Genomic DNA, 22,046 nt, shown 5'->3' on the forward strand with positions numbered 1-22,046 from the left:
TCACCCGGCCTGGCTTGGCTTAGCTGCTGTGTTCCTCCTCGGCGATACAGCGGTTGCGCTGGGTGCCGAGGCCGCTGATGCTCCCTTCCAGCACGTCGCCAGGCTGGAGGAAGCGCTGGTAGTGCATGCCATTGCCGCGTGGCGAGCCGGTGCAGATCAGGTCGCCGGGCCAGAGTTGCACATAGTGAGAGATATACTCGATCAGGCGCGCGACGCCGAAGATCATGTCATCGGTCCCCTCGTCCTGCATGGCCTGACCGTTGAGCTTAAGGGTCAGGTGGAGTTGCTGAGGATCGGGGACGAAGCTGGCTGGTACGAGAAAAGGCCCGGTCGGAAGGAAGCCCGGCGGGCATTTGCTGCGCAGCCAGTCGCTGCCGATGGCCTCCAGATCGGGACGGTAGACGCGATCTCGACAAGTCAGATCATTGACAATAGTGTAGCCAGCGACGTAGGTCAGCGCCTCCTCGCGTCTGACGCGGCGTGCGGCCCGTCCAATGACGACGCCCAGCTCTAGCTCCCAGTCCGGTTGCGTGCTGTCGGCAGGCAAAGGGATGGGATCGTAAGGGCCAGTGATGGCCGATGGGATTTTGGTGAAGACGTAGGGGATGCCGTTGGCGATGCGGGCATCCATAATGCGCTCGGCCAAAGCCCGCCGCTCGGCTTCGTCGCGGGCGTCGTGGGCGCCGTGGCCCTGGGCGGTGGCCAGCTCGATGACGTGCTGACGGTAGTTGGCACCGGCGCAGAAGATCTGGCGCGGATACAATATCGGGGCGTGAACATGAACGGCTTCCAGCGGCAGCCAGCTCTGATCGGAGATGGCTGCGGAGGCGGCTGGCTCTGCCAGCACGTCGACGGCTCGCTGCAAGGCGGCCAGGTTGCGTTCCCACTGCTGCAGCAGGCCAAGGACGCTCTCGTCAGCGCTCAGGGGCTGACCGAGGCGCTCGCAGAGCGGCTGCAGGGCGTGGACGGCGATCACGCGCTCGTCCAGAACCAGGCCCGCAAAGGGCGGGCAGCCAGCTACGGAAAAGGTGCCAAGGGCAAAGAATCGGGTACTCATCTGCTACTCGCCTGCTCTCTGCTCTGTGGAGGCTGGTGGCTGACCAACGACCAGCGTGTAGAGATCGCGCTCGCGCTTCTCCAGCAGCGGCAGAATGGTCTCTTCGACAAACTGGCGGTAATGCGGCGTTTCTCGATGGTGCTGCAGGGCGGCCTCGTCGACGTACTGCTCGTAGAGCAGGAACTGGTCGGGATGCTCCTGCGAGCGACAGGCGTGATAGAGCAAGCAGCCAGGCTCACTGGCGGCGACGCGAGGCGCCATCTGTTTGAGGGCGGCCTCAATGGCGTCGCCCTGACCCGGCTTGCCGTAGTAACGTGCCACGAGCACAATCATTAGCTCTTCTCTTCCTTTCTCATCTGCTTCCTGCTGATCGTATGCAGACCCTCTGCTCCCCGTCGCGCTTGGGCAGAGAGGTGCGGATCTCACGGACATGGGGAGCATCGTCGCAAGTGTCCTGGAACAGGGCACAAAGGCGAGAGCCGCGCTGGCTTGAGCTGCTGGAGCGCTTCGGTGCCTCTTTTTAGCTGCCGGCGCTGCCCTCTTGCAGTGCCTGCTCGTTTAGCTCGCCGCGCGCGACCCGCTCCCGAAAGAGGGCAAGAGTGGCGGCGATACCCTCGTGCAGCGGAGTCTGTGGCGGTGTTCCGATGACGCGGCTCAGGGCCTCGGAAGAATAGGCCTCGGGCGAAGGAAAGGCCGGCTCGGCGAAGGTGATCAGGCCGCGACTCTCTGGCAGCAGTTCCTCGATGAGGGCCACAATTTCGCTCATGTGGGCGACGGCCCCGTGCAGATTGAAGACCTCGGCGCCCTCGAAAGGCGCGCGGGCACAGGCAATGAAGGTTTTGGCCACATCATCGGCGTATTGGAACTCGCCCCGTCCCCCAAAGGGTATGTGGAAGGGTCGCCCAAGCACTGCGGCCAGCATGGCCCGAGTGGGAGCTGAAGTCAGACCCTGGTCGCGTCCCGGACCGTAGACGGTCGCCGGACGCAGGCCGATGCTGGTGAGGCCATGCTCTTGCCAGTAGATGCGCGCCGTGCCCTCGTTCGCTTGTTTGAAGACGCCGTAGAGCGAGTTGGGGCGCAGCGGCGTATCGTGCTGGACGATGCCCGCTGGCCCACCAGCCCCGGGATCGTAGACGGCCACGGAGGAGGCATAGACGATGCGCCTGATCTGGTCCGCTCGGCGACGGCTGGCCTCGAAAACATTGACGGTACCGACGACGTTGACGCGCGCTCCCAGGGAGGGATTGGCGCGTACAGAAGGCATCTGGAGCGCGGCCAGATGGATGATATGGGTGATCCCGTACTGGTCAATGACCTGCTCCACGGCTGCCAGCTCGCTGAGGTCGCCTTGCACAAAGGTGATGCTGGCCAGCTCCGCGGGCGACATGATCAGCTTGAGTCGCCGCGCTTCCTGGCCCAGGTCGAAGGCGACCACGGGAGTGCCTTCGCGCACAAGGTTGCGCACGGTCCAGGCCCCGATACAGCCCAGGGCCCCGGTAACAAGAAAGCGTTCTTGGGCCATGCTCGCTCTATTCCTCCTCTGCTGCCTACCGCGTTGCTGATGAGATGGCGGTCTCTACCGGCCAGTGCTGTGCGCTGTGCCCGATCGCTGGCGGTATGCTGGCCGCAGGCGCCCGGCGCGCTGGTGAACGGGGAGAAGCGCCCAGGAAGCCAGCGGGGCCGCTCCTGGGGAGCGGGAGCGGCAGGAGCGCAACCGACGGCGATGGAAGGCCCACAAAGCAGCGCAGGCCCAGGCACAGCACAGCGTAGCACCAGCCATCTGTTCCTCCACTCTATTGCCCAGTGTAGCCGGACCGGGACCAGAGTTCACTACCGTTCGCTTCCGTTTTCGCTTTTCCGGTTGCTTCCGGTCCGGCCCTCCAACTCAGTTGCAGAGGCTCTTTGGAATGGGGGAGACAGAAAGAAAGGCAGTAGAGCAGAGAGGCCAGCGCTTGAGGAAATCGTGGCCTAGCTGAGGGGAGCAATCGGCGTGGCCTCGCCTCCCTCGCAGGCGCCAAGGGCTTTGAGAGAGGCTTTCTGCGCCTCGCTGAGGCCGCGCACATGGCGGATGTTCATGCCCTCATAGGGGCGCTCGCTTCGCAGGACGTAGAGGCAGGCCCCCGTTCTGGCCTGAGAGACGAAAATGACGCCATCATCGTCGCCACTGGCGAGCAGCTGGCCGTCGGCGCTGAAGGCCACCGACCAGACCTGGCCCCGGTGGCTGGCAAAGGTCTGCTCGCAGAGATGGTAGCTCAGGCCGTCGATCTGGCCCAGGCGCAGGCTATGCTCATCGCCGCTGGCGAGCAGGCTACCATCGGGGCTGAAGGCGATGGCCCGGAACCAGGTGAGCGTCCCGTGGCCGGGCCAGCGCTGATAGCGGTAGCCGCTGCTCACCTCCCAGAGACTCAGGCTGCCATCGTTGCTGCTGCTCAGCAGGAAGCGGCCATCGGAGCTGAAAGTCAAGGCTCCGATCGGGCTGGCCTCGCCCTGGAGCGTCCGCAGGCAGCGCCCGCTCTCGACCTCCCAGAGCTTGATCTCGCCGTCGTTGTCGCCGCTGGCAAGCAGGCTGCCATCGGGGCTGAAAGCCACCGACCAGACCATCGAGCCATGACCGTGGAGGGTCTTCAGGCAGGCCGCCTGGCCCTCGCGGCGCAGGTCCCAGAGCTGGACGGTGCAATCGTGGCTCCCGCTGGCGAGCAGCTGGCCGTCGGGAGCGAGAGCCAGGGACCAGATGACGGCGCTGTGGCCATGCCAGGTTTTCAAGCAGCGCGCCCCTTCCTGGTCCTGCTCGCCCAGGGACCACAGGCGGATCGCCTGATCATCACCGCTGCTGATAAAGGTCCGGCTGTCGCGGAAGAGGATCGACCAGATCGGGCCGGCATGGCCCTGGAAGGCGCGCAGGCAGCGGGCCTGGCCCCCAGGCTCCAGGAGCCAGAGGCGCAGCAGGCCGTTGTCGTCTCCGTGCACCAGATAGCGACCATCGGGACTGAAGGCCATTGAGCGGGCCACGCTGCTATGGCCCTGCAGCGTGCGCAGACACTTGCCGCTCTCCACATCCCAGAGCTTGACCTTGCCGCTGTAGGAGACACTGATCAGCAGGCCGGAAGGACCGAAAGCCACAGCACTCACAAAAGTTGAGTGCCCGTGCAGCATGCGCAGCCGCTGAGCCTCGCCGCTGATCCGCCAGATCTCGACCGCCCCGTCGTCGCAGCCGCTGGCGAGCAGCGTCCCCTCGGGATTGAAGGCGATGGTGGCCGCGCGCGTCGTGTGCAGGCGCAGCGTGGTCAGGCGGCGCCCGCTGGCCACGTCCCAGAGATTGACCAGGCCATCTTCGCCGCCGCTGGCGAACAGTTCGCCCTGGGGATGGAAAGCAACCGCCATGATATCGCCGCTGTGGCCGCGCAGAATGCGCAGACAGGCGCCCGACTGGATGTCCCAGAGGCGCACCGTCTCATCATTGCCGCTGCTCACCAGGAAGCGGCCATCGGGGCTGAATGCCAGATCCCAGACGGGTCCGATGTGGCCGTAGAGCACTTTCAGGCAGCGACCCGTCTCGATCTCCCAGAGGCGAATCGTCTGATCCATGCCGCTGCTGGCGAGCAGGCGCCCATCGGGGCTAAAGGCCACGGCTCGCACCCATTTCTCATGGCCCTGGAAGATACGAAGGCATTGTCCACGCTCCTCGCCGCTTACATGCCAGAGCTTCACGCTGCGATCGTAGCCGCCGCTGGCGAGCAGGCGCCCATCGGGACTAAAAGCCAGGGCCCAGGCCATGCGACTGTGACCACGCAGCGTCAACAGTGGACGCCCTTCCGTCAGGTGCCAGAGGCGAATCTGCCCGCTGAAGCTGCCCACAGCCAGCAGGCGCCCGTCGGGGCTGAGGGTCAGCGAGGCGATGCTCTCGACCGGCTCTGTGAAGAGCGAATCGCTGATCCAGGCCGAGGCGAAGCTGGCCCGCTGGGCCTCTATGCCCTGTAGATAAGCCTGACGCACGGCCAGGCCAGAGAAATCCTTGTCGCGCAGATGGCCGCCCAGCGTTGCCATCAGATTGACCAGGTTGCCGCCGCCATAGCCCTGCACAGCGTACGGCAGGCCGCGCAGGCTCCTTGCCAGCGCCATCAATCGCTCCTCTACCCGCTGCTCATCGCCGCAGAACGATAGCAGACGCTCCAGCAGCGGCTGCAGTAGCATACGGACCTGGCTCTCACGGATATAGTCCTGGCTGCTGGCCTTCATCAGCGCGTGCGAGAGCAAGAGCCGCGGGCGCTCCTGCAGGATCTCGCTGCAGACCTCCTCAACCAGGCGCTCGCTCGCGTACTCCATCACCACCGGCTGCAGCGTGAAAATCGCTCCCTGCTCGGCGCGCTCTACCAGGCAGCGCCAGCGCAGCGACTTGAGAGCAGCCAGCACCTCGCGACGCGAGACCGCCCCCAGCAAGTTCTGGCTCAGCTCCTCCAGAGGGACCATCTCGCGCTCGATCGCCAGCCAGTACATCAAATCGCTCTCCAGAGGAGAGAGGCGCTCAAACTGATAATCGAGCAACTGACGCACCGTGTGCAGCAGCATTGGCCCCTCGCGCAAGAAGGCCTCGATCTGGCCGCCAAAGACCTCCTGCACAGTAGCGGCGGCGATTTTCAGCGCCAGGGGATTGCCGGCGTAGTGGCGTACCAGCTCATCCCAGGCGTGCGGCGTGCCCGAGAGGCGACGCTCCTCTAGCAGCTGCTGGATGGCCTCGCGCTCCAATCCAAACAGCTTCAGGATGCGCACCGGCGAGAGCGGCCCCTCCAGCGGCTCCAGCTCGCCGGGCAGCTCGCGGCTGGTCAGCAGCAGGCAGCTCTGATGCGTACACTCCGCCACGTGGCGTAGCAGGCGGCCATAGCCCTCATAGCCCTCGCGATAGCGCCCCTCGAAGCTGCCGGGCTGCAGCAGGGTCTCCACGTTATCAAAGACCAGCAGGCAGCGTCGCTTGCGCAGCAGGTCGAGCAGCAAGGTCATGCGTCCTTCGAGCTGCCCTGGAAGCGTCAGACCCTGCTGCTGAGCCAGGGCCTGGATGCAGTCGGCCAGCAGCTCATCAAGCGGTGGAGCGTTGCGCAGCGAGCGCCAGAGTACATACTCGAAACAGGGCGCCACCTGCTGAGCGAAGCGCACCGCCAGGGTTGTTTTACCGATGCCGCCCATGCCGAGGAGAACGACCAGACGGCAATGATCGGAGAGCAGCCAGCGCTCCAGGGTAGCCAGCTCCTGCTGACGGCCATAGAACGCAGATGCGTCGGGAGCCTCGCCCCACTCGGCGTGAGTGGTGGTCGCTGGAGCCGAAGCAGGAGAGGGGCGCGCCGACTGGGCCGGCAGGGGTCCGGTGGCGGCGGTCGCCGGCTCCTGCGAAGAGGAGATCAAAGCTGGGGTCAATACAGAAGAAGAAGAGGAACGGACGTGAGCAGGCGAGCGGCGCTGTGTCTGAAGCAGCTCCTCAAACCATAGCTCATCGAAGGGGATCGAGCGCCGGGCCGCGCTCTCAGCGGCCTGATGCCAGAGCGTACGAGCCTCGTCGCGCGCGTGCTCCTCATGGAAAGCACCGTACTGCCAGTAAATCTCGATGAGCTTCTTCAGATTCTCGCTTGTGGGGAAGGCCGTGCCGCCCTCCCAGTGGCGGATCGTGCGCTCCGACACTCCGAGCATGGTCGCGATCTCAGTCTGTGTCAAGCCGGCCTTCTCGCGCAGCGTGAGTGCCAGCAGACCGAAGCGGTCATCTTTGAGCTTGTATCGACGGTGATAGCCCACTTTCAGTATCCTCTTGTGGACAGAGCGCAGCGGGTGCTTTCCCTCACCGGAAGCAACCGGAAAGAGAAAAGCGGAAGCGAGTGGTAGTGATCTTTCCCCCGCCCTTCGCTACACTGTGAGCGAGTCTGGCGAACGGGAGAGAGGAACGAACAGATCGCTCCACCAGGCACAGCCTTCGGTCAGACGAGGCGCCAAGCTCGATGCCCGTCGCTTGCAAACGGGAAGGAAGCAGGCCAGGCCCTTTCACAGCGTTGTGAGAGGCATGACGGGCACTCAGCAGCGTCCTGGCTGTTATGGTAGCACAGAACTGGCTGAGCGTCAATCAAGAGCGGTGCCTCTCTCTCTGCTTGCTTGTATGATTGCTAAGTGGCTGGGATTGGCCTGGTATCGGCCTGCCACCACCAGAGAGGCGCCTTATTGAAGCCCGCGCTGCCGGGCGCCAGTGTGGGCCGGCGCCGGTCGGATCGGCGATGCCAGCGGGGGCGAAGGCGCCACGCCAGACGGCACGCTGCTGCTGCTACCGCTGTTGGTGCTATCGATCACCCAATGAGGAGAGAACGAGACCATGAGCAAACACCTGCTTGCCCACCTGGCCCATGTGGAGATCATCACGCCAGCCCTGGAGGATTCGCTGCGCTTCTTCACGGAGGTGATGGGGATGGAGCTGAGCGAGCGTGTCGGGGACTCCTGCTACCTGCGCTGCTGGGGAGAATTCTACCACCACAGCCTGGTGCTCACCGCTGGTGAGCAACCAGCCCTGGGCCACATTGGCTGGCGCACCTGGGGACCGGAAGAGCTAGAGCAGGCCGTCAAAGAAATCGAAGCCGCTGGCCAGCAGGGCCAGTGGATCGAACGCGGACCGGGGCACGGTCCGGCCTATCGCTTCCGCGGGCCCGGCGGCCACCTCAACGAAGTCTTCTGGGAGGTAGATCGCTATAGCGCGCCGCCCGAACTGCGCTCAACCTATCCCGCCCGCCCGCAGCGCTTCACCGGGCGGGGTGTGGCTCCACGTCAAATCGATCACGTCACCGTCGCCTCGCTCGATGTCATGCGAGACACGCACTGGTACTGCGATACCCTCGGCTTCCGCTTCATGGAATATACCGTTCCTGACGAAATGCCGGACATCGTCGTCTTCACGCAGATCACCACCAACGAGAAGTCGCACGATCTGGGCTTTGTCGCCGACTTCTCAGGCATTCCGGGCCGTGTCAATCACGTGGCCTTCTTCCTGCCGGAGATCAAGGACCTGCTGCGGGCTACCGATATCCTGCTGGAGGCCGGGCTGAGCATGGAGTACGGCCCCGGGCAGCATGGGATGGGCGAGCAATACTATCTCTACTTCCGCGAGCCCGGCGGCATGCGTATCGAGCTAAACTCGGGCGGCTATCGCAACTACATTCCGGACTGGGAGCCGGTGCGCTGGGTGCCCTCGCAGGGATCGAACACCATGTATCGCAATGCTGCCATGCCCGACTCGATGACGGAATCCTTCCCGCTGGCGCCGGGTGGCTCCTTCCCCGAGCCGGCGGCCACCGGGGGTACGCAGATCGATCCTGATCTGGTCAATCCTTTCCGTCGGCGCGGGCGTGGCTAACCAGCTCGCTCGGGCGGTGGGAGAATCCTCAGCGAAAGATGGAGTGTCCTACGATGGACAAAAGCGCGCAGAAGATATTGATTGTCGGCGGCGGCATCGCCGGCCTGACGGCGGCAGTGGCGCTACGCCAGATCGGCTGCGAGGTCGAGGTCGTTGAGCTGAATCCCCAGTGGTCGGTCTACGGGGTAGGCATTATCCAGCAAGGCAACGCCCTGCGGGCCCTCGATCGCATCGGCCTGGCCGAGAAGTGCATTGCTGCCGGGCACCCGATGGGGGGTGTTCGCTTCTACGATCTTCAGGGGACCTTTCTCTTCGAGGTGCCCCAGCCTCCGATTGCAGGGCCGCACTATCCCCCAGGGAACGGCCTGACGCGCTCCCGTCTGCACGCCATTCTGCAGGATGCCGTGCGGCAGTCCGGCGCGACGATCCGCCTGGGCCTGACGGTGGCGACCCTGGCGCAGTCCGAGAGCGAGGTCTCGGTGACCTTCTCCGACGGCTCCTTTGCCAGCTACGATCTGGTCGTGGGGGCCGATGGCCTGAAGTCGCTGGTGCGCCGCCTGGTCTTCGGCTCCGAGTACCAGCCGACCTACGTGGGCCAGGTCTGCTGGCGCTGCAATGTGCCGCGTCTGCCCGACGTCACCACTGGCTGGCTCTTCGATGGCGGCCCCCACGGCAAAGCTGGTTTTATTCCGCTGGCTCCCGATTTGATGTACATCCTGCTGGTGGAGACGCCTCCTCCGGGGCCACCGCCGCGCTTCCCGCGCGAATGCTTACCGGCGGCCTATCGCGAGCGGCTTGCTCCTTTCGGGGGACCGGTGGCTCTGGTGCGCGATCGCTACATTACCGATGAGTCCGAGGTTATCTATCGTCCTTTCGAGACGCTCTTGCTGCCCTCGCCCTGGTATCGTGGGCGCGTGCTGCTGATCGGCGATGCGGCCCACGCCATGACGGCCCATGTGGCCCAGGGGGCGGCGATGGCCATCGAGGATGCGATCGTCCTGGCCGAGGAGGTGGAGAGCGGCGACCCGCTTCCACAGGCTCTGGACCGCTTCATGCAGCGTCGCTACGAGCGCTGCAAGGCCCTGGTCGAGATCTCATCACAGCTGAGCCAGTGGGAGCGCGATCAGACGCCCGATGCCGACGTGGAGGGCCTGACGCGCCGCTCGTTCGAGATTGCCGCGACCCCTATCTGAGGGGCGAGCCGCCGACCACTGGCACCGGCCCGCGCTGAGGGCCTGGCGGCTCCGCTGTCCTTGCCTGGGCCAGGGCAATCGCCGCTGACCTGCCAGCCTGCCTGCTACCTGCCTGTCCGCACCAGGCCAGGCAGCCGAGACCGTCGTGCCAACAGTGACCGCAGACAGAGGCTCTACGCTATGATTATCGATTTTCATGCCCATTATCTGGCGCGTGAGCATCTCCAGATGCATGCCCGCGCCCCCGACGGGCGCATCCTGGGGGCCCGCTGGCGAGGGGAAGGCCAGGCGGCCATACTGGAGACCGGCGGTATCCCTCTGGGCAGCGCCTGCCGACCCGAGGAGTTCTACGATCTCGATGCGCGCCTGGAGCTACTGGCGACGGCGGGTGTCGATCTGCAGGTGCTGTCGCCGCCGCCTTTCATGGCTTTCTACGAGCTGCCGGGCGCAGAAGCGGCCTCCCTCTTGCGTGAACAGAACGAGGCGATCGCCGCGGTGGTAGGCCGCTATCCACATTCCTTTCACGGCCTGGGCCTGGCCCCACTGCAGGAGCCGGAGCGGGCCGTGGAAGAGATTGCCTATCTGATGGATCAGCTCCACCTGGCAGGGATCGAGATTCTGACGCGTGTCAATGCCTGGAACCTGGATGCGCCCGAGCTGGAACCGGTCTGGCAGGCCCTGGACGCCCGCCAGGCTCTGGTGCTGATCCATCCGCTGGAGGTTCTGGGGGCCGAGCGGCTAACGCGCTACTACCTGCGCAATCTCCTGGGCAACCCGGCGGAGACGGCCTTTGCCCTGGCTTCGCTGCTCTTCGGCGGTGTGGTGGAGCGCTATCCGCAGATCCGCTTTGTGGCGGCCCACGGCGGAGGTGTGGCCCCCTTTGTGGTGGGACGCTGGCAGCATGGGGCGCGCGTGCGACCTGAATTATCCCATCTACGTGAAACACCGCTCGATCTGCTGCGCCGTATCTATGTTGATTCACTGGTGCATGGCGCTGAGCCGCTGCGTTACCTGGTGACGCTGCTGGGAGCGGAGCGCGTGGTGCTCGGCACGGACCTGCCTTTCGACATGGGAACGCGCGCGCCAACGGCTCTCTTTGGGGCAGAGCTGGCGCCACAGGTGCGCCAGCAGATCTTGAGCGGCCACGCCGATCTGCTTCCCCGCGCGCCCTGACTGGCTGTGAGCGAGCTGCAGACTCCCTTTCTCCTTCTGGTCCTCAGCGGACGGTGAACGGCTGCGTCAGGAGGCCAACCCGCCGCGGGCGGGCGACTTGCCTTCCTGACTGAGCCGCGCCGTCCGCTCGCCATTGCTGGGGCCCGCTGTCCGCCGCTCTGGCCTGACCAGGCAAAGGAACAGTGAGAGAGGGCTGGTCGGGACGGACGGGGTAGGCTGCCCGAAGGGACCGCGACCAGCCCCAGCCGGCTCTGGATGGAGAAAGGACCCGTGTGAGGTGGATGCTGTCTAAGCTCCGGGCTGGCTCCAGGGATTGACGTTGATGGGGGTCTCGGGATTGATCAGATAGGAATGGAAGAGGCCCGTGGGATCGTAGCGGGCGCGCACTGCCTGCAGACGCTGCCAGTGGCTCTCGTCCATAAAGCGTGCTGGGCGCGTGGTAAAATCCGAATCGGCCAGAAAGAGACCCTCGCTGAGCGGCTCGATGCGGCGCATCTGCTCGGCCAGCCAGCGGCGGCAGCGAGCGTCATCCGCGGGCTGTTTCCAGATCACGTAGCTGGCGAAATAGACATCGGCTTGCAGCGAGAGGGCCATATCCGGCAGCGGATGCAGGGGGGCCATGCCGAACCAGAGCGAGAACGATTGCGCGGTGGGCAGGCTAACGAAGGCCTCCCGCAGGGCCGGAATGGCCGTCGTCGCTGGCGCGTTGAGCCAGGCATTATCGACGGCGTAGCGGTGCTCCTTGGGATTGGCGCGCCGCTGCTCGACGTATTCCGCGGCCAGGGTTGTGGGAACCAGCACCTGCTCCAGCAGGGCGCGCGAGCGCGCCGGACAGCGCTCGAAGGGAGCCAGGGCCTCGCGCGCCTCGGTGGGCGTCTCGGCAAAACTCAGGCCCTGGACCAGCAAGACCGGGGCTGCGCTGGCTGTCAGGTCGCCGCCGCTGCCCATACCTACAGCTACTACTTCGACGCTGGGGGCTAGCCGTGGATGCTCCTCGTAGAGCCAGCCCATGACCTCATCAAAGAGGGCAGCGGGATAGAAGAAGCTGCTACGTGTCAAGGCTCCCGGCAGGGGACGCACCCGCAGATAGAAGCGCGTGACAATGGCAAAGAAGCCCGGGCCGGCGCCGCGAGCCGCCCAGAGCAGATCAGGATGATGCTCCTCGTCGGCGTGAACCAGCTCGCCGTCGGCGGTCACGGCATCGATGGCCACAACGCGCTGACAGGCCCAGCCCCAGCCGCGGCAGTTCCAGCCCATGCCGCCCTGCAGTAAGAAGCCGCCCAGACCGACATCGGGACAGTGACCGCCGGGGAACATCAGACCCTGCTGCGTCAGCAAGCCATTCAACTCGCTGCCGGTGACCGCCGGACTGACGCGCACAATACCGGCCTCGCGGTCCAGCTCGATCTGACGCAGGCCGCCCAGGTCGATCAGCAGAGCTTCGTCGCGCAGGCTCCAGGCGGCCCAGCTATGGCCGCCGGCGCGCACGGAGACCTTCAGGCCGTGCGCACGTGCCAGACGCACCCCTGCCACCACATCATCCTCGCTGGTGGCCAGCAAAATGGCGGCGGGATAGCGCTCAGGTCGGCGCCCATTGAAAATGCGCCCGCAGCGCGCCTCTTCGTAGCCGCTCTCGCCCCGCCAAAAAAGGCGGCCCTGCAGCGTCTCCGGCGTGCTGCCGGGTCTCCATCGATTGTGCTCGCTCATGCCCACCGCCTTTCTGGGTGTACGCTCGTCTGACTGGCGGCTCTCACGGCTATCCTCCAAAAATAGAGTCCGATCATGATGGCGTGCGCTCCTCTCGACTCCTCACCCTTACGCTTGTCCTTGCTTCTTTGTGTGGTGTTTGTTCATCCAGATGTGTCCTGGAGAGGCTGTCTTTAGAACAGCGCTGGCTGGGGCAGACGGGCGCCGCCTGCCGAGCTGCGCACGGCCTTCCTCCCTCTTACCAGCTTCTCCCATGCGGGGAGAGGAGTAAGCCCGCACCAGGGGAAGGGGAGAGGCGTGCGCAGCCGCACAAGCAAGCTCTCTCGTCTGCCCTCAGTCATGCAGTGTAGCTAGTCTGGCCCGGGAAATCACTACCACTTGCTTCCGACTTTCTCTTCCGCTCGCTTCCCGCGACTAACTGAGCGCGGGGCGCCACCTGTGGCCCCGACGGTCAGCTCCCGCCCGAGGCAGTAGTAGCGAGCAGCGCCTGACGAAGAGCGGAGCCGGCTGCTCTGGCGGAGGGCACCGCCTGGCTGGCGATGACCCTGGTCGTGCGGCGTGCTCAACCGGAAGCGACCGGAAAGGAAAAACGGAAGCGAGTGGTAGTGATTTTGTCCTACGCCTCCCCTACACTGCAGGAAAGACAGAGTCACAGGCAGGTCACAGGTCTACAGGTCAGCAAGCGCAGTCCTCGACCGACGCCAGTCGGTGACCGCTCTGCCTGGCTCAGGGTAGTCGAGCCGCCTGCCCTGACCTGTCTGGCGGCCCGTCCGTCGCAGTCGGTGATGCTTGCTGCCTGGCGGTCCGCTGACCGACAGGGTCAGGCGTGTCGAGACAGCGAGCGGGCGAGCATGTGCCTGGAAGGAAGAGCGCAACGATGAGTGGGCGACTTCAAGGAAAAGTAGCCATCATTACGGGAACAGCCAGCGGCCAGGGGCGCGTTGCAGCCCTGCGCTTTGCCGCCGAAGGCTGCAAAATTGTCGGCTGCGACCTGAACGTTGCAGGAGCCGAGGAGACCGTGCGCCTGGTGCGCGAGGCCGGCGGTGAGATGGTCTCGCTACAGCCTTGCAACCTGAGCGATCCCGAGCAGGCCCAGCAAGTCGTAGAGCTGGCCGTCAAGACCTACGGCGGCTTCGACATCCTCTACAACAACGCCGGCACAGCCTGGATCGCGCCAATCGAGCAGATGACGACGCGCATGTGGCACGATACCCTGCGCAGCGAGCTAGATACCGTCTACTACATGTGTAAGGCCGCCTGGCCGCACCTCATTGCCCGTGGCGGCGGCTCCATCATCAACGTCGGCTCTGTCTCTGCCAAGTTCGGGAGCGAGGATGTCCCCGGTCTGGCTCATGCCGCTAGCAAAGGCGCCGTTATCGCCATGACGCGCCAGCTAGCCGCCGAGGGAGGCAAATACGGCATTCGGGCCAACACTATTTCGCCGGCCCTCATTCGCACACCACAAACCGAATGGGCGATCAGCTCCGGCGCTCTCGACGGCATCATGCGCAAGCTGATGCTCAAGCGTATCGGTACGCCCGAGGACGTGGTTTTCTGCGCCATCTACCTGGCCTCCGACGAAGCCTCGTGGGTCACGGGGGCCGACTTCGCCGTCGACGGTGGGGCCAGCGCGTTCTAGCCCCAGAGAGCGACCAGAGCGGCCCGCCTATTGGGCCAGCCTGAGTGAGCCGCAAAAGCAAACAGCCAGCCAGTCAGCAATGGCGGATCGCCACGATCAGGCAGGCAGACCAGAATACCATCGAGCTAGACAGCAAGTAAGCTCAAAAGAGAGGGAGGGGCATGATGCAAGCAGCTTCCACTGTGGGAGGGGAACCGCAGCGGACCGATGAGGCCCCGCTGCTGGTGTTGCGTCATGTGACCAGGCGCTTCGGGGGCGTCACGGCCCTCAACGATATCAGCTTTGAAGTGCGCAGCGGCGAGCTGCTCGGCGTCATTGGACCCAATGGAGCGGGCAAAAGCACCCTCCTGAGCCTCATTTCTGGGGCCCAGCGCGTTAGCGAGGGGGAGATCCTCTTTGCCGGGCAGCGCCTCGATCGGCTGCCCGCGCACGCGATCGCCCGCCTCGGCATCGGGCGCGCCCATCAGATTCCCCGCCCCTTTGGGCGCATGACCGTTCTGCAGAACGTCTTGATCCCCGTGCATGCCCGGAAGAACGAGGCCCCGGGCCGGCGAAGCCTCAGCGACGATGCCGAGGAGATCCTGCGCCTCTGCGGCCTGCTCGACCGCAAAGATCGTCAGGCCGGCTCTCTCACCCTCCTGGATCTCAAGCGCCTGGAACTGGCGCGCGCTCTGGCGCTGAAGCCACGGCTGCTGCTGCTGGACGAGGTGGCCGCCGGTCTGGTCGGCCAGGAGATCGAGGAGATCACCCGGCTGATCGCTTCTATCCATGCCCGTGGCGTCACCATTCTCCTCGTCGAACACGTCCAGGCTGTGGTCCGGTCCCTGGCCAGGCGCGTCATTGTGCTGGACTGGGGGCGCAAGATTGCCGAAGGGACGCCTGATGAGATCGCTCGCCATCCCGAAGTCATCGCCGTCTACCTGGGCAGCGAGCAAGGAGAGCAGCCGTCGACCCCGGCAGCGATCCACCAGGCTGTAGACGAGCAGGCGGCGACAGGAGCCGAGGTGAACGCCAGCACTAGCAGCAGACATTCTCTCCCTTCTGCCCGAGCCATGTCGACAGCGGCGGTTCGGCCTTCCCCGCCGCCGCTGCTCGACGTGCAGAACCTCAGCGTCGACTACGGTAAGCTGCGCGCTCTGCGCTCCCTGGACTTCAGCGTTGGGGAGGGTGAGATTGTGGCGGTCGTGGGAGCCAACGGAGCCGGCAAAACCACCCTGACCCAGGCGATCAGTGGCCTGGTGCCCGTCAGCGAGGGCCGCGTCCTCTTTGCTGGCCGGGAGATTACACGCGTGCCGGCCCACCAGCGCGCTCGCCTGGGAATCGCCCTCTGTCACGAGGGAAGGCGGCTCTTCCGCGAGCAGACGGTCCGCGAGAACCTGGAGCTGGGAGCCGCCTATGCCACCCGCGGAGCAACCACCACCTTCGCTCAGCGCCTGGAGCGCGTCTACGACCTCTTTCCGGTGCTGCGCGAGCGCGCGAGCAGCCAGGCTGGACGCCTCTCAGGCGGGCAGCAGCAGATGGTCGCCATCGGGCGGGCGCTGATGGCGGAGCCGCGTCTGCTCCTGCTTGATGAGCTATCGCTGGGCCTGGCGCCAGCGGTCGTCGACCAGCTCTTCGCGGCCCTGCCACGAATCCTGGCCTGGGGGATCAGCGTCGTTCTCATCGAGCAGCATATCCAGCGCTCGCTGGCAGTGGCCGACCGTGTCTACGTTCTGGAGCGGGGACGCGTCGTCTTCTGCGGTACGCCGGACCAGGTGCGCGCCCACCCGGCGCTGCAGCAAGCCTATCTGGGCGTCGCGGCGGCCCCTGCCACCCCTGCCGACTCGCCGGCAGTCAGCGAGCAAGAACAGCATCCCGTCTCGGGAACCTGAGCCAGACCACGCCCGGCAGGCCATGCTGCGCCTGCTTTGGCTCTCCAAGAGCATCGGCAACAGACGAACGCACGAGCAAACGAGCGCCCACGCGAGCAGAGAAGGTCGCCAGCGTTCAGTGGCGAACGTCTCCGGTCGAGAGACAGACACTGCAGAGGAGGAGAAGTACATGAGCACAGTCTCTAAGGCAGCGCGGTCCTTATTTCTGATGGCCATGCTGGCCCTGAGCATGGTCGCCTGTGGTGGCACGGGCGGCTCCGGCAACCAGACAATTGTGATTGGGGCAACGCTGCCCTTAACGGGATCTCTGGCCGCTGTCGGCGTCCTGCTGAAGGCCGGCTATCAGGCCGCCGTCGACGATATCAATGCCGCCGGGGGACTGGAGGTCAACGGGCAAAAGTATCACGTCAACCTGATCATTCTCGATAACACCTCCGATCCCAATACCGCCAGCAACCAGGCGACAACCCTCTATTTGCAGGATAACGCCGTGGCTCTCCTGGGGCCATTCACACCGCCGCTGGTCATCCCGGTCTCGCAGGTGGCCGAGCGCGTCAAGCGCCCGCTGATTTCGACCACGGCCCCCATCGAGGCCTGGCTCTCGGCTCGCCCCTCTGGCTGGCAATATTCCTGGGATGTCTTCTTCGATGAGAAGCAGCAGACCAGCATGAGCTTCCAGGTGGCTAACATGGTGAAGACGAACAAGCGCGTGGCCCTCTTCACCGACAACGAGGAGGATGGGGTGACGATGGGCAAGCTCTGGACCGAGGAGGCGCCGCAGTTCGGCTACACCATTGCCTATCGGGCGATTTTCCCCGTCGGCACCACCAATTTCTCTAGCCAGATCGCTGCTGCCAAGGCCGCCAACGCCGAGGTGCTGATTACCCAGATGACGCCGCCCGATGCGATGGCCCTCTGGAAGCAGATGAAGGCCCTGGGCTACCATCCGATTGTGGCCGAGAGCGAGAAAGGATCGTCGACCACTACCTGGATGCAGGCCCTGGGCAACGTCGGCGAGGGCGCCCTCATTGCCAACTTCTGGTCGCGCTCCTTTACCTATCCAGGCAGCCAGGAATTGGCGGCGCGGGCCGAGAAGGCCGGCATCAAGGCTACCATCGAGCAGGCCGGCTACATCATGGGCTACTCGATCACTGAGGTGCTCTTCGATGCCATCAAGCGTGCCGGCTCAACCGATCCCGATGCCATTAACCGGGCCATCGGCCAGACCAACAAGACCTATCCGGTTGGCCCGATCCACTTCGGCAGCAACCACGCCGATCCCGTGCAGGCCATTATGCTCCAATGGCAGAATGGTGACACGGTCCAGGTCTATCCACCGGTCTCGGGTGTAAGCCTGGAGGCGCCCGCCAAAGGTCTGGCCTGAGCAGACCACGTCAGACGACCGACCGGCGGACGAACGCGCGGACGCGGCGAGTGAGCCTGAGCAGATGCGCCCACAGTGCTCTGTTGCCTTACCATTGAGTTGTGCGAAGGTCAGCGGGGCCGGGCCTGATCGAGCCTGATCAAGCCTGGTCCCGTCTGCCGCCGCTGTGATGCTGCTCCATGCCGTGCCGCTCGCTGTTTGTAGAGGGAAGGAGAGGGACCCCTATGTTGTTCTACCATCTGATCGATGGCTTTTTTCTGGGCGGCCTCTACGTGACCATCGCCCTGGGGCTGACGCTGGTCTTTGGCGTCATGAATACCGTCAATCTGGCTCAAGGCGAGGTCCTGATCGGCTCCGCCTACCTCACCTATACGCTATCAAGCCTCACCCATCTGGACCCGCTGCTCTGCCTGCTGCTGGTGGCCCCCATCATGTTTGTCATCGGCTACCTGGTGCAGCGCCTCCTGCTCAATCCGCTCATTCCCCGCGGACAGGAGACCCTGCTGGTGGCGACCTTCGGCCTGCTGCTGGTGGCCGAGACACTGTTTGGGCTGATCTATGGCAATAACACGCTCTCGTTGAGCGCTTCCTATACCCTGACGGGCCTCAACATCTTTGGCGATACCGTGCGCACCGTCTACGTGATCGCCCTGGTGGCCGCCCTGCTCCTGGTGGTGGGAACCCATCTGCTGCTGAGCTACCTGCCGCTGGGGAAGGCTATTCGAGCGGCGGCGGAAGATCCAGGGGCGGCGGCTTCCATTGGCATCAATGTGCCGCTGGTCTATGGGATCACCTTCGGCCTGGCGGCGGCTATTTCTGCCGTGGGCGGCACGCTGATCGGCCTCTCCTTTGGCTTTGGCCCAACTACCGGCTCTAGCTGGTTGCTACGTAGCTTTACGGTGATCGTGCTGGGCGGCATGGGATCGCTGTGGGGCACACTCCTCGGCGGCCTGCTCATTGGCGTGCTGGAGGAGGTGGCCGCCAGCATTGTCGGGCCGCAGTTTCGCGATTTGATTGTCTTCGCCTTCCTGGTGATTGTCTTGATTGTGCGGCCCGAGGGCTTCTTTGGTCAGCGCGTGGGGGTGGCCAAATGAAGACGCAACCCGCTTCCTCCGACCAGCTTGCTCCGTCTGTCGCCAGACGCCAGCCCCTGCGCCACCTGGCTCCCTGGCTTGGCTGGAGCGTGCTGGGGGTGCTGGTCCTCCTGGCGGCCCTGGGACCACTCTACTTGAGCGCTTTCGATCTGGTGCTGGCCTTTACGCTCTTCAACTATATGACGATGGCCCAGTCCTGGAACCTGTTGGGCGGCTACGGCGGTCAGTTCTCGCTGGGCCACTCGCTCTTTGTGGGGGCCGGCTCCTATACTATTGCCGTGCTGCTGCTGCACACCGGGCTGCCGCTGCTGCTGGATCTCGTGCTGAGCGGCCTGCTGGCGGCGGCTCTGGCAACGCTGGCGGCCCTCTTGCTGATGCGCCTGCGCGAGGCCTATTTCTCGATCGGCTCGCTCGGGCTGGCGATGGCCGCCCTGACCTGGATGCTCAACTGGTCCTTCACCGGCGCCACCAGCGGCCTCAATCTGCCGCCCGCTGCGACCCTGGACTATTCCACGCTCTACTATCTGGCCCTCGGCTTGCTGGTCGCGACCACCCTGACCATCGTGCTGCTGGTGCGCAGTCCCTTCGGCCTGCGTCTGATGGCCATCCGTGACGATCAGGAGGCCGCCGCCGAGCTGGGGGTCAATAGTTTCCCGGTGAAGCTGGTGACCTTTGCTATCAGTGCCTTTTTTGTCGGGCTGGCTGGCGGGCTGATCGCCCTCAACAAGCTGGAGATCGAGCCGGACTCGGCCTTCAGCATGAACTGGGTCATTACGATGATCATTATTACGATCATCGGCGGCATCGCTACCTCAACGGGGCCACTAGTGGGAGCGGTCGTCTTCTTTACCTTGCAGCAGGTGCTGCAGAATTCGCAGGCCCTCAGCAGCCTGCTGACTGGTCTGCTGCTGATCCTGATTATTCGCCTGGCACCCGAAGGACTCTGGCCACTGGCCCTCAAGCTCGGGCGCCGCCTGGGCGAGATCTTCGTGAGCCGCTTCGCCCACAGCAAGCAGGCTGTGACCGCTCTGGGCGCCCAGGAGGCCGTCGGAGGACGGTCAAGGCTGGGCGAAGGCTAGCCTGACTGGTTGTCTGGTTGGCGCAGCGGGTGCGGATTCAATCAGGCCAAGAGAGATAGAGAGGAGAGAGGTCGTCGTGAAATTCGCTCGTATTGCTGTCACTGGTGTTGATGGAGAGGAGGCGCGCCTGGTCGTGGTGCAGCCAGAGGCCCAGCGCGTCATCGATCTGGCCACGGCCTGGCGCCTGCGGCTCGAAAGGCGGGGAGCCACGCGCGAAGCGGCGCGCCGCCTGGCCGCAGCGCTCTTTCCGGCCAGCATGAGCGCTGCCATTGCCCTGGGCGAGACCTTTCGCGAGGCGGCTGCCGAGGCGAGCGCCGCCCCAGCGGAGGAGGCCGTGCACCCCCTGGAAAGCGTGCGCTGGCTGCCGCCCCTCGATCCTCCCACGATTCGCGACTTTACTGCCTTTGAGCAGCACGTGCGCAATATGGCTGCGCGCCAGGGAGGAAGCGTCTTCCCAGAATTTTACCAGCGCCCACCGTACTTTAAGATTAATCCCCTGACCATCGTGGCCCCCGAGGCCGAGGTACCCTGGCCGCACTACACTCACCACCTGGACTACGAGCTGGAAATCGGACTGGTCATCGGCAGGCAGGGCCGCAATGTCTCCCCCGAGGAGGCCCGGAGCCTGCTCTTCGGGGTCACCATCCTGAACGATTTCAGTGCGCGCGATGTCCAGGGACCCGAGATGAGCAGCGGCTTTGGTCCGGCCAAGGGCAAAGACTTCGCGACTGCGCTCGGCCCCTGGATTGCGACCTGCGATGAGCTTGATCTCGACGACCTGACGATGGTGGCGCGCGTCAATGGAGAGGAGTGGTCGCGCGGCTCAAGCGCTAGCCTGACCTGGAAGGTCGAGGAGCTGGTGGCTTACGCCGCCTGCGGTGAGACCCTCTGGCCGGGCGAGCTGCTCGGCTCGGGCACCGTCGGCACAGGGAGCGGCGCCGAGCATGGGCGCTCTCTACAGCCAGGCGCGGTGGTCGAGCTGGAGATTAGCGGCCTGGGCGTGCTGCGCAATCGCATCGGCCAGCCAGAACCGCCCGGCTGGCTCCCGCAGCCACGCCGCTCCTCCGCTACGGACTGAGGACCCGGCGCGCACGTCTCTCCGCTCAGCAGACGGGAAGGTCGTGGGCGAGCGGCTCTGCTTCTGCCCCTACCTCTGCATTCGCTGTCAGTCAGTGCGTTCTGCGTTCCGTCCCTTGCGCGCTGCCTGCGAGCCGTCCATCTCCGCGGCCTTCCCTTTTTTCCTGACTCCCCGGCGCCCTTTTCTTCCCCCCTTATGCGCCGGTCTACTGCTACTGCTTGCCGCTGTTCCCTCCTCCTGTCCTTGTTCAGAAGGCCGCTCCAGTCTCTGGCCAGCGACTGGCGGCACTGGCGGCTTGACAAGGTGCTCGCTGGTCAGTTATACTCTATCCAGTATTCTGGATATTGAGCGAGCAAGGTGAGCAGAGCGAAGGAGAGCGCCAGCGCGATGGCCCTGCCAGACACCGAAGACTTCCTCTCCCAGACGGGCAAAGTGACCATTGGCTTAGCGCGTCTGCTGTTGCGCTATCGTCAAGGCGAGCGGCTGCCGCGCATGGTCGACGTCGCGCGCCGCCTGCGCTCGGGCAACGGCACCGTTCAGGAAGCCTTCAGCTATCTGACGCGGGCGGGGGCCATTGTTGTAGCCGCGCATGGCGCCCAAGGCTCCATTCTGGAGCAGGTCAACTATCCGCTGCTCTGGCGCTATGCCGGCAACGAATGGATCATCGGCTCGATGCCTCTGCCCTACACGCTGCGTTACGAGGGGCTGGCCACGGCCCTCTACGATCGGCTGGAGGCCTCGGGCCTGCCGTTCAACATGACCTATCAGCGCGGCTCGCTCTCGCGGGCCGAGATGGTGCGCCAGGGGCATTACCACTACGCCGTCATGTCGCTGCTGGCCGCCGAGCACCTGGTTGAACGTTATCCCGAGCTGGCCATTGTCACTAGCTTGCCCCCAGGTTCCTACGTCAGCGAGCATATCCTCATCAGCCGCCTGCCGCGCGAGCAGATCCGCCGCGTTGGTATTGATCAGACCTCCCTCGATGAGATCCTGCTCACTGCCGAGGAGTTCCGCGCCCGCCAGGACTGGGAGAGCGTGCCGGCCACGCGCCTGCAGGTCCTCGATTTGCTGCGCGAAGGGCAGTTTGATGCCATCATCTGGAATCGCGAGGGTGTGGGCAGCCTGCCCCCCAACCTGCAGCTGCTACCGCTGCAGGGCGAGGAACGTCTGCGTACTCTGGCCACGCAAGCCGCCATTGTGGCCCTGCGCGAGGCCCCCGTCTACCAGGTGCTCACCAGCATCTTCGCGCCCGAGGAGATCACCACGGCTCAGCGGCAGGTCCTTGATCAGCGGCGCCTGCCCCGCTATTGAAATCGCTGATCTGGGGCTGGGCTGACCGATGGTTACAAAGCAGACGTGAGCGGTCCCTGCTGGCAGGCCGTAGCCCGGACCTGTG

At 64.9% G+C, this 22,046-nt stretch carries 16 protein-coding genes; 10 read left to right on the forward strand and 6 right to left on the reverse strand.

What is annotated here, in order from left to right; translation table 11 throughout:
• Positions 1–19 precede the first annotated feature (19 nt).
• The 5 genes from IRZ31_RS02055 to IRZ31_RS02075 form a co-directional block, all read right to left on the reverse strand.
• Positions 20–1,057: a fumarylacetoacetate hydrolase family protein gene (locus IRZ31_RS02055; protein ID WP_297149020.1), complete on the reverse strand. Its 1,038-nt coding sequence runs from the start codon at positions 1,055–1,057 to the stop codon at positions 20–22.
• 3 nt (positions 1,058–1,060) lie between these two features.
• Positions 1,061–1,390 (reverse strand): putative quinol monooxygenase, encoded by a 330-nt coding sequence (locus tag IRZ31_RS02060; RefSeq protein ID WP_297149022.1) that lies wholly within the window; start codon positions 1,388–1,390, stop codon positions 1,061–1,063.
• A 187-nt stretch (positions 1,391–1,577) separates the two neighbouring features.
• Positions 1,578–2,579, reverse strand: a complete 1,002-nt coding sequence (locus tag IRZ31_RS02065) for an NAD(P)-dependent oxidoreductase (RefSeq protein ID WP_297149025.1) — start codon at positions 2,577–2,579, stop codon at positions 1,578–1,580.
• 446 nt (positions 2,580–3,025) lie between these two features.
• Entirely contained in the window at positions 3,026–6,835 is a 3,810-nt protein-coding gene (locus IRZ31_RS02070) for an NB-ARC domain-containing protein (RefSeq protein ID WP_297149028.1), read from the reverse strand.
• 414 nt (positions 6,836–7,249) lie between these two features.
• A complete protein-coding gene (locus IRZ31_RS02075; RefSeq protein WP_189362037.1) occupies positions 7,250–7,402 on the reverse strand; it encodes a hypothetical protein in 153 nt (50 codons plus the stop codon).
• Between IRZ31_RS02075 and IRZ31_RS02080 the strand changes: the two genes are divergently transcribed.
• The 3 genes from IRZ31_RS02080 to IRZ31_RS02090 all read left to right on the forward strand — a co-directional run bounded on the left by IRZ31_RS02080 (position 7,401) and on the right by IRZ31_RS02090 (position 10,798).
• The gene (locus IRZ31_RS02080; protein ID WP_112432088.1) at positions 7,401–8,432 is read left to right on the forward strand and encodes a VOC family protein; all 1,032 of its coding nucleotides are present in this window, start codon (positions 7,401–7,403) and stop codon (positions 8,430–8,432) included. The two genes, IRZ31_RS02075 and IRZ31_RS02080, sit on opposite strands and share 2 nt — an antisense overlap.
• Before the next feature lie 53 nt (positions 8,433–8,485).
• Positions 8,486–9,625: an FAD-dependent oxidoreductase gene (locus IRZ31_RS02085; protein WP_297149036.1), complete on the forward strand. Its 1,140-nt coding sequence runs from the start codon at positions 8,486–8,488 to the stop codon at positions 9,623–9,625.
• Between the two features lie 180 nt (positions 9,626–9,805).
• The gene (locus IRZ31_RS02090) at positions 9,806–10,798 is read left to right on the forward strand and encodes an amidohydrolase family protein (RefSeq protein WP_112432092.1); all 993 of its coding nucleotides are present in this window, start codon (positions 9,806–9,808) and stop codon (positions 10,796–10,798) included.
• A gap of 288 nt (positions 10,799–11,086) precedes the next feature.
• On the opposite strand, the gene IRZ31_RS02095 is transcribed toward IRZ31_RS02090, so the two are convergent.
• Positions 11,087–12,505 (reverse strand): FAD-binding oxidoreductase, encoded by a 1,419-nt coding sequence (locus IRZ31_RS02095; protein ID WP_297149038.1) that lies wholly within the window; start codon positions 12,503–12,505, stop codon positions 11,087–11,089.
• Between the two features lie 877 nt (positions 12,506–13,382).
• Between IRZ31_RS02095 and IRZ31_RS02100 the strand changes: the two genes are divergently transcribed.
• From IRZ31_RS02100 to yhfZ, 7 genes are all read left to right on the forward strand, one after another.
• Positions 13,383–14,144, forward strand: coding sequence for an SDR family NAD(P)-dependent oxidoreductase (locus IRZ31_RS02100; RefSeq protein WP_112432094.1), 762 nt, complete (start codon positions 13,383–13,385; stop codon positions 14,142–14,144).
• 161 nt (positions 14,145–14,305) lie between these two features.
• The gene (locus IRZ31_RS02105; protein WP_112432096.1) at positions 14,306–16,015 is read left to right on the forward strand and encodes an ATP-binding cassette domain-containing protein; all 1,710 of its coding nucleotides are present in this window, start codon (positions 14,306–14,308) and stop codon (positions 16,013–16,015) included.
• A gap of 169 nt (positions 16,016–16,184) precedes the next feature.
• Positions 16,185–17,399, forward strand: coding sequence for an amino acid ABC transporter substrate-binding protein (locus IRZ31_RS02110; RefSeq protein ID WP_297149042.1), 1,215 nt, complete (start codon positions 16,185–16,187; stop codon positions 17,397–17,399).
• Positions 17,400–17,623: 224 nt separating this feature from the next.
• Positions 17,624–18,493 (forward strand): branched-chain amino acid ABC transporter permease, encoded by an 870-nt coding sequence (locus IRZ31_RS02115; protein ID WP_189362041.1) that lies wholly within the window; start codon positions 17,624–17,626, stop codon positions 18,491–18,493.
• Positions 18,490–19,572, forward strand: a complete 1,083-nt coding sequence (locus tag IRZ31_RS02120; RefSeq protein WP_112432102.1) for a branched-chain amino acid ABC transporter permease — start codon at positions 18,490–18,492, stop codon at positions 19,570–19,572. The genes IRZ31_RS02115 and IRZ31_RS02120 overlap by 4 nt, the downstream gene beginning before the upstream one ends.
• 76 nt (positions 19,573–19,648) lie before the next feature.
• On the forward strand, positions 19,649–20,650 hold the full coding sequence (locus IRZ31_RS02125; RefSeq protein ID WP_297149046.1) for a fumarylacetoacetate hydrolase family protein: 1,002 nt from the start codon (positions 19,649–19,651) through the stop codon (positions 20,648–20,650).
• Positions 20,651–21,037: 387 nt separating this feature from the next.
• A complete protein-coding gene (yhfZ, locus tag IRZ31_RS02130; protein WP_297149048.1) occupies positions 21,038–21,961 on the forward strand; it encodes a GntR family transcriptional regulator YhfZ in 924 nt (307 codons plus the stop codon).
• Positions 21,962–22,046: the final 85 nt, after the last annotated feature.

This window comes from Thermogemmatispora sp., from assembly GCF_019683635.1.
Taxonomy (GTDB): Bacteria; Chloroflexota; Ktedonobacteria; order Ktedonobacterales; family Ktedonobacteraceae; genus Thermogemmatispora.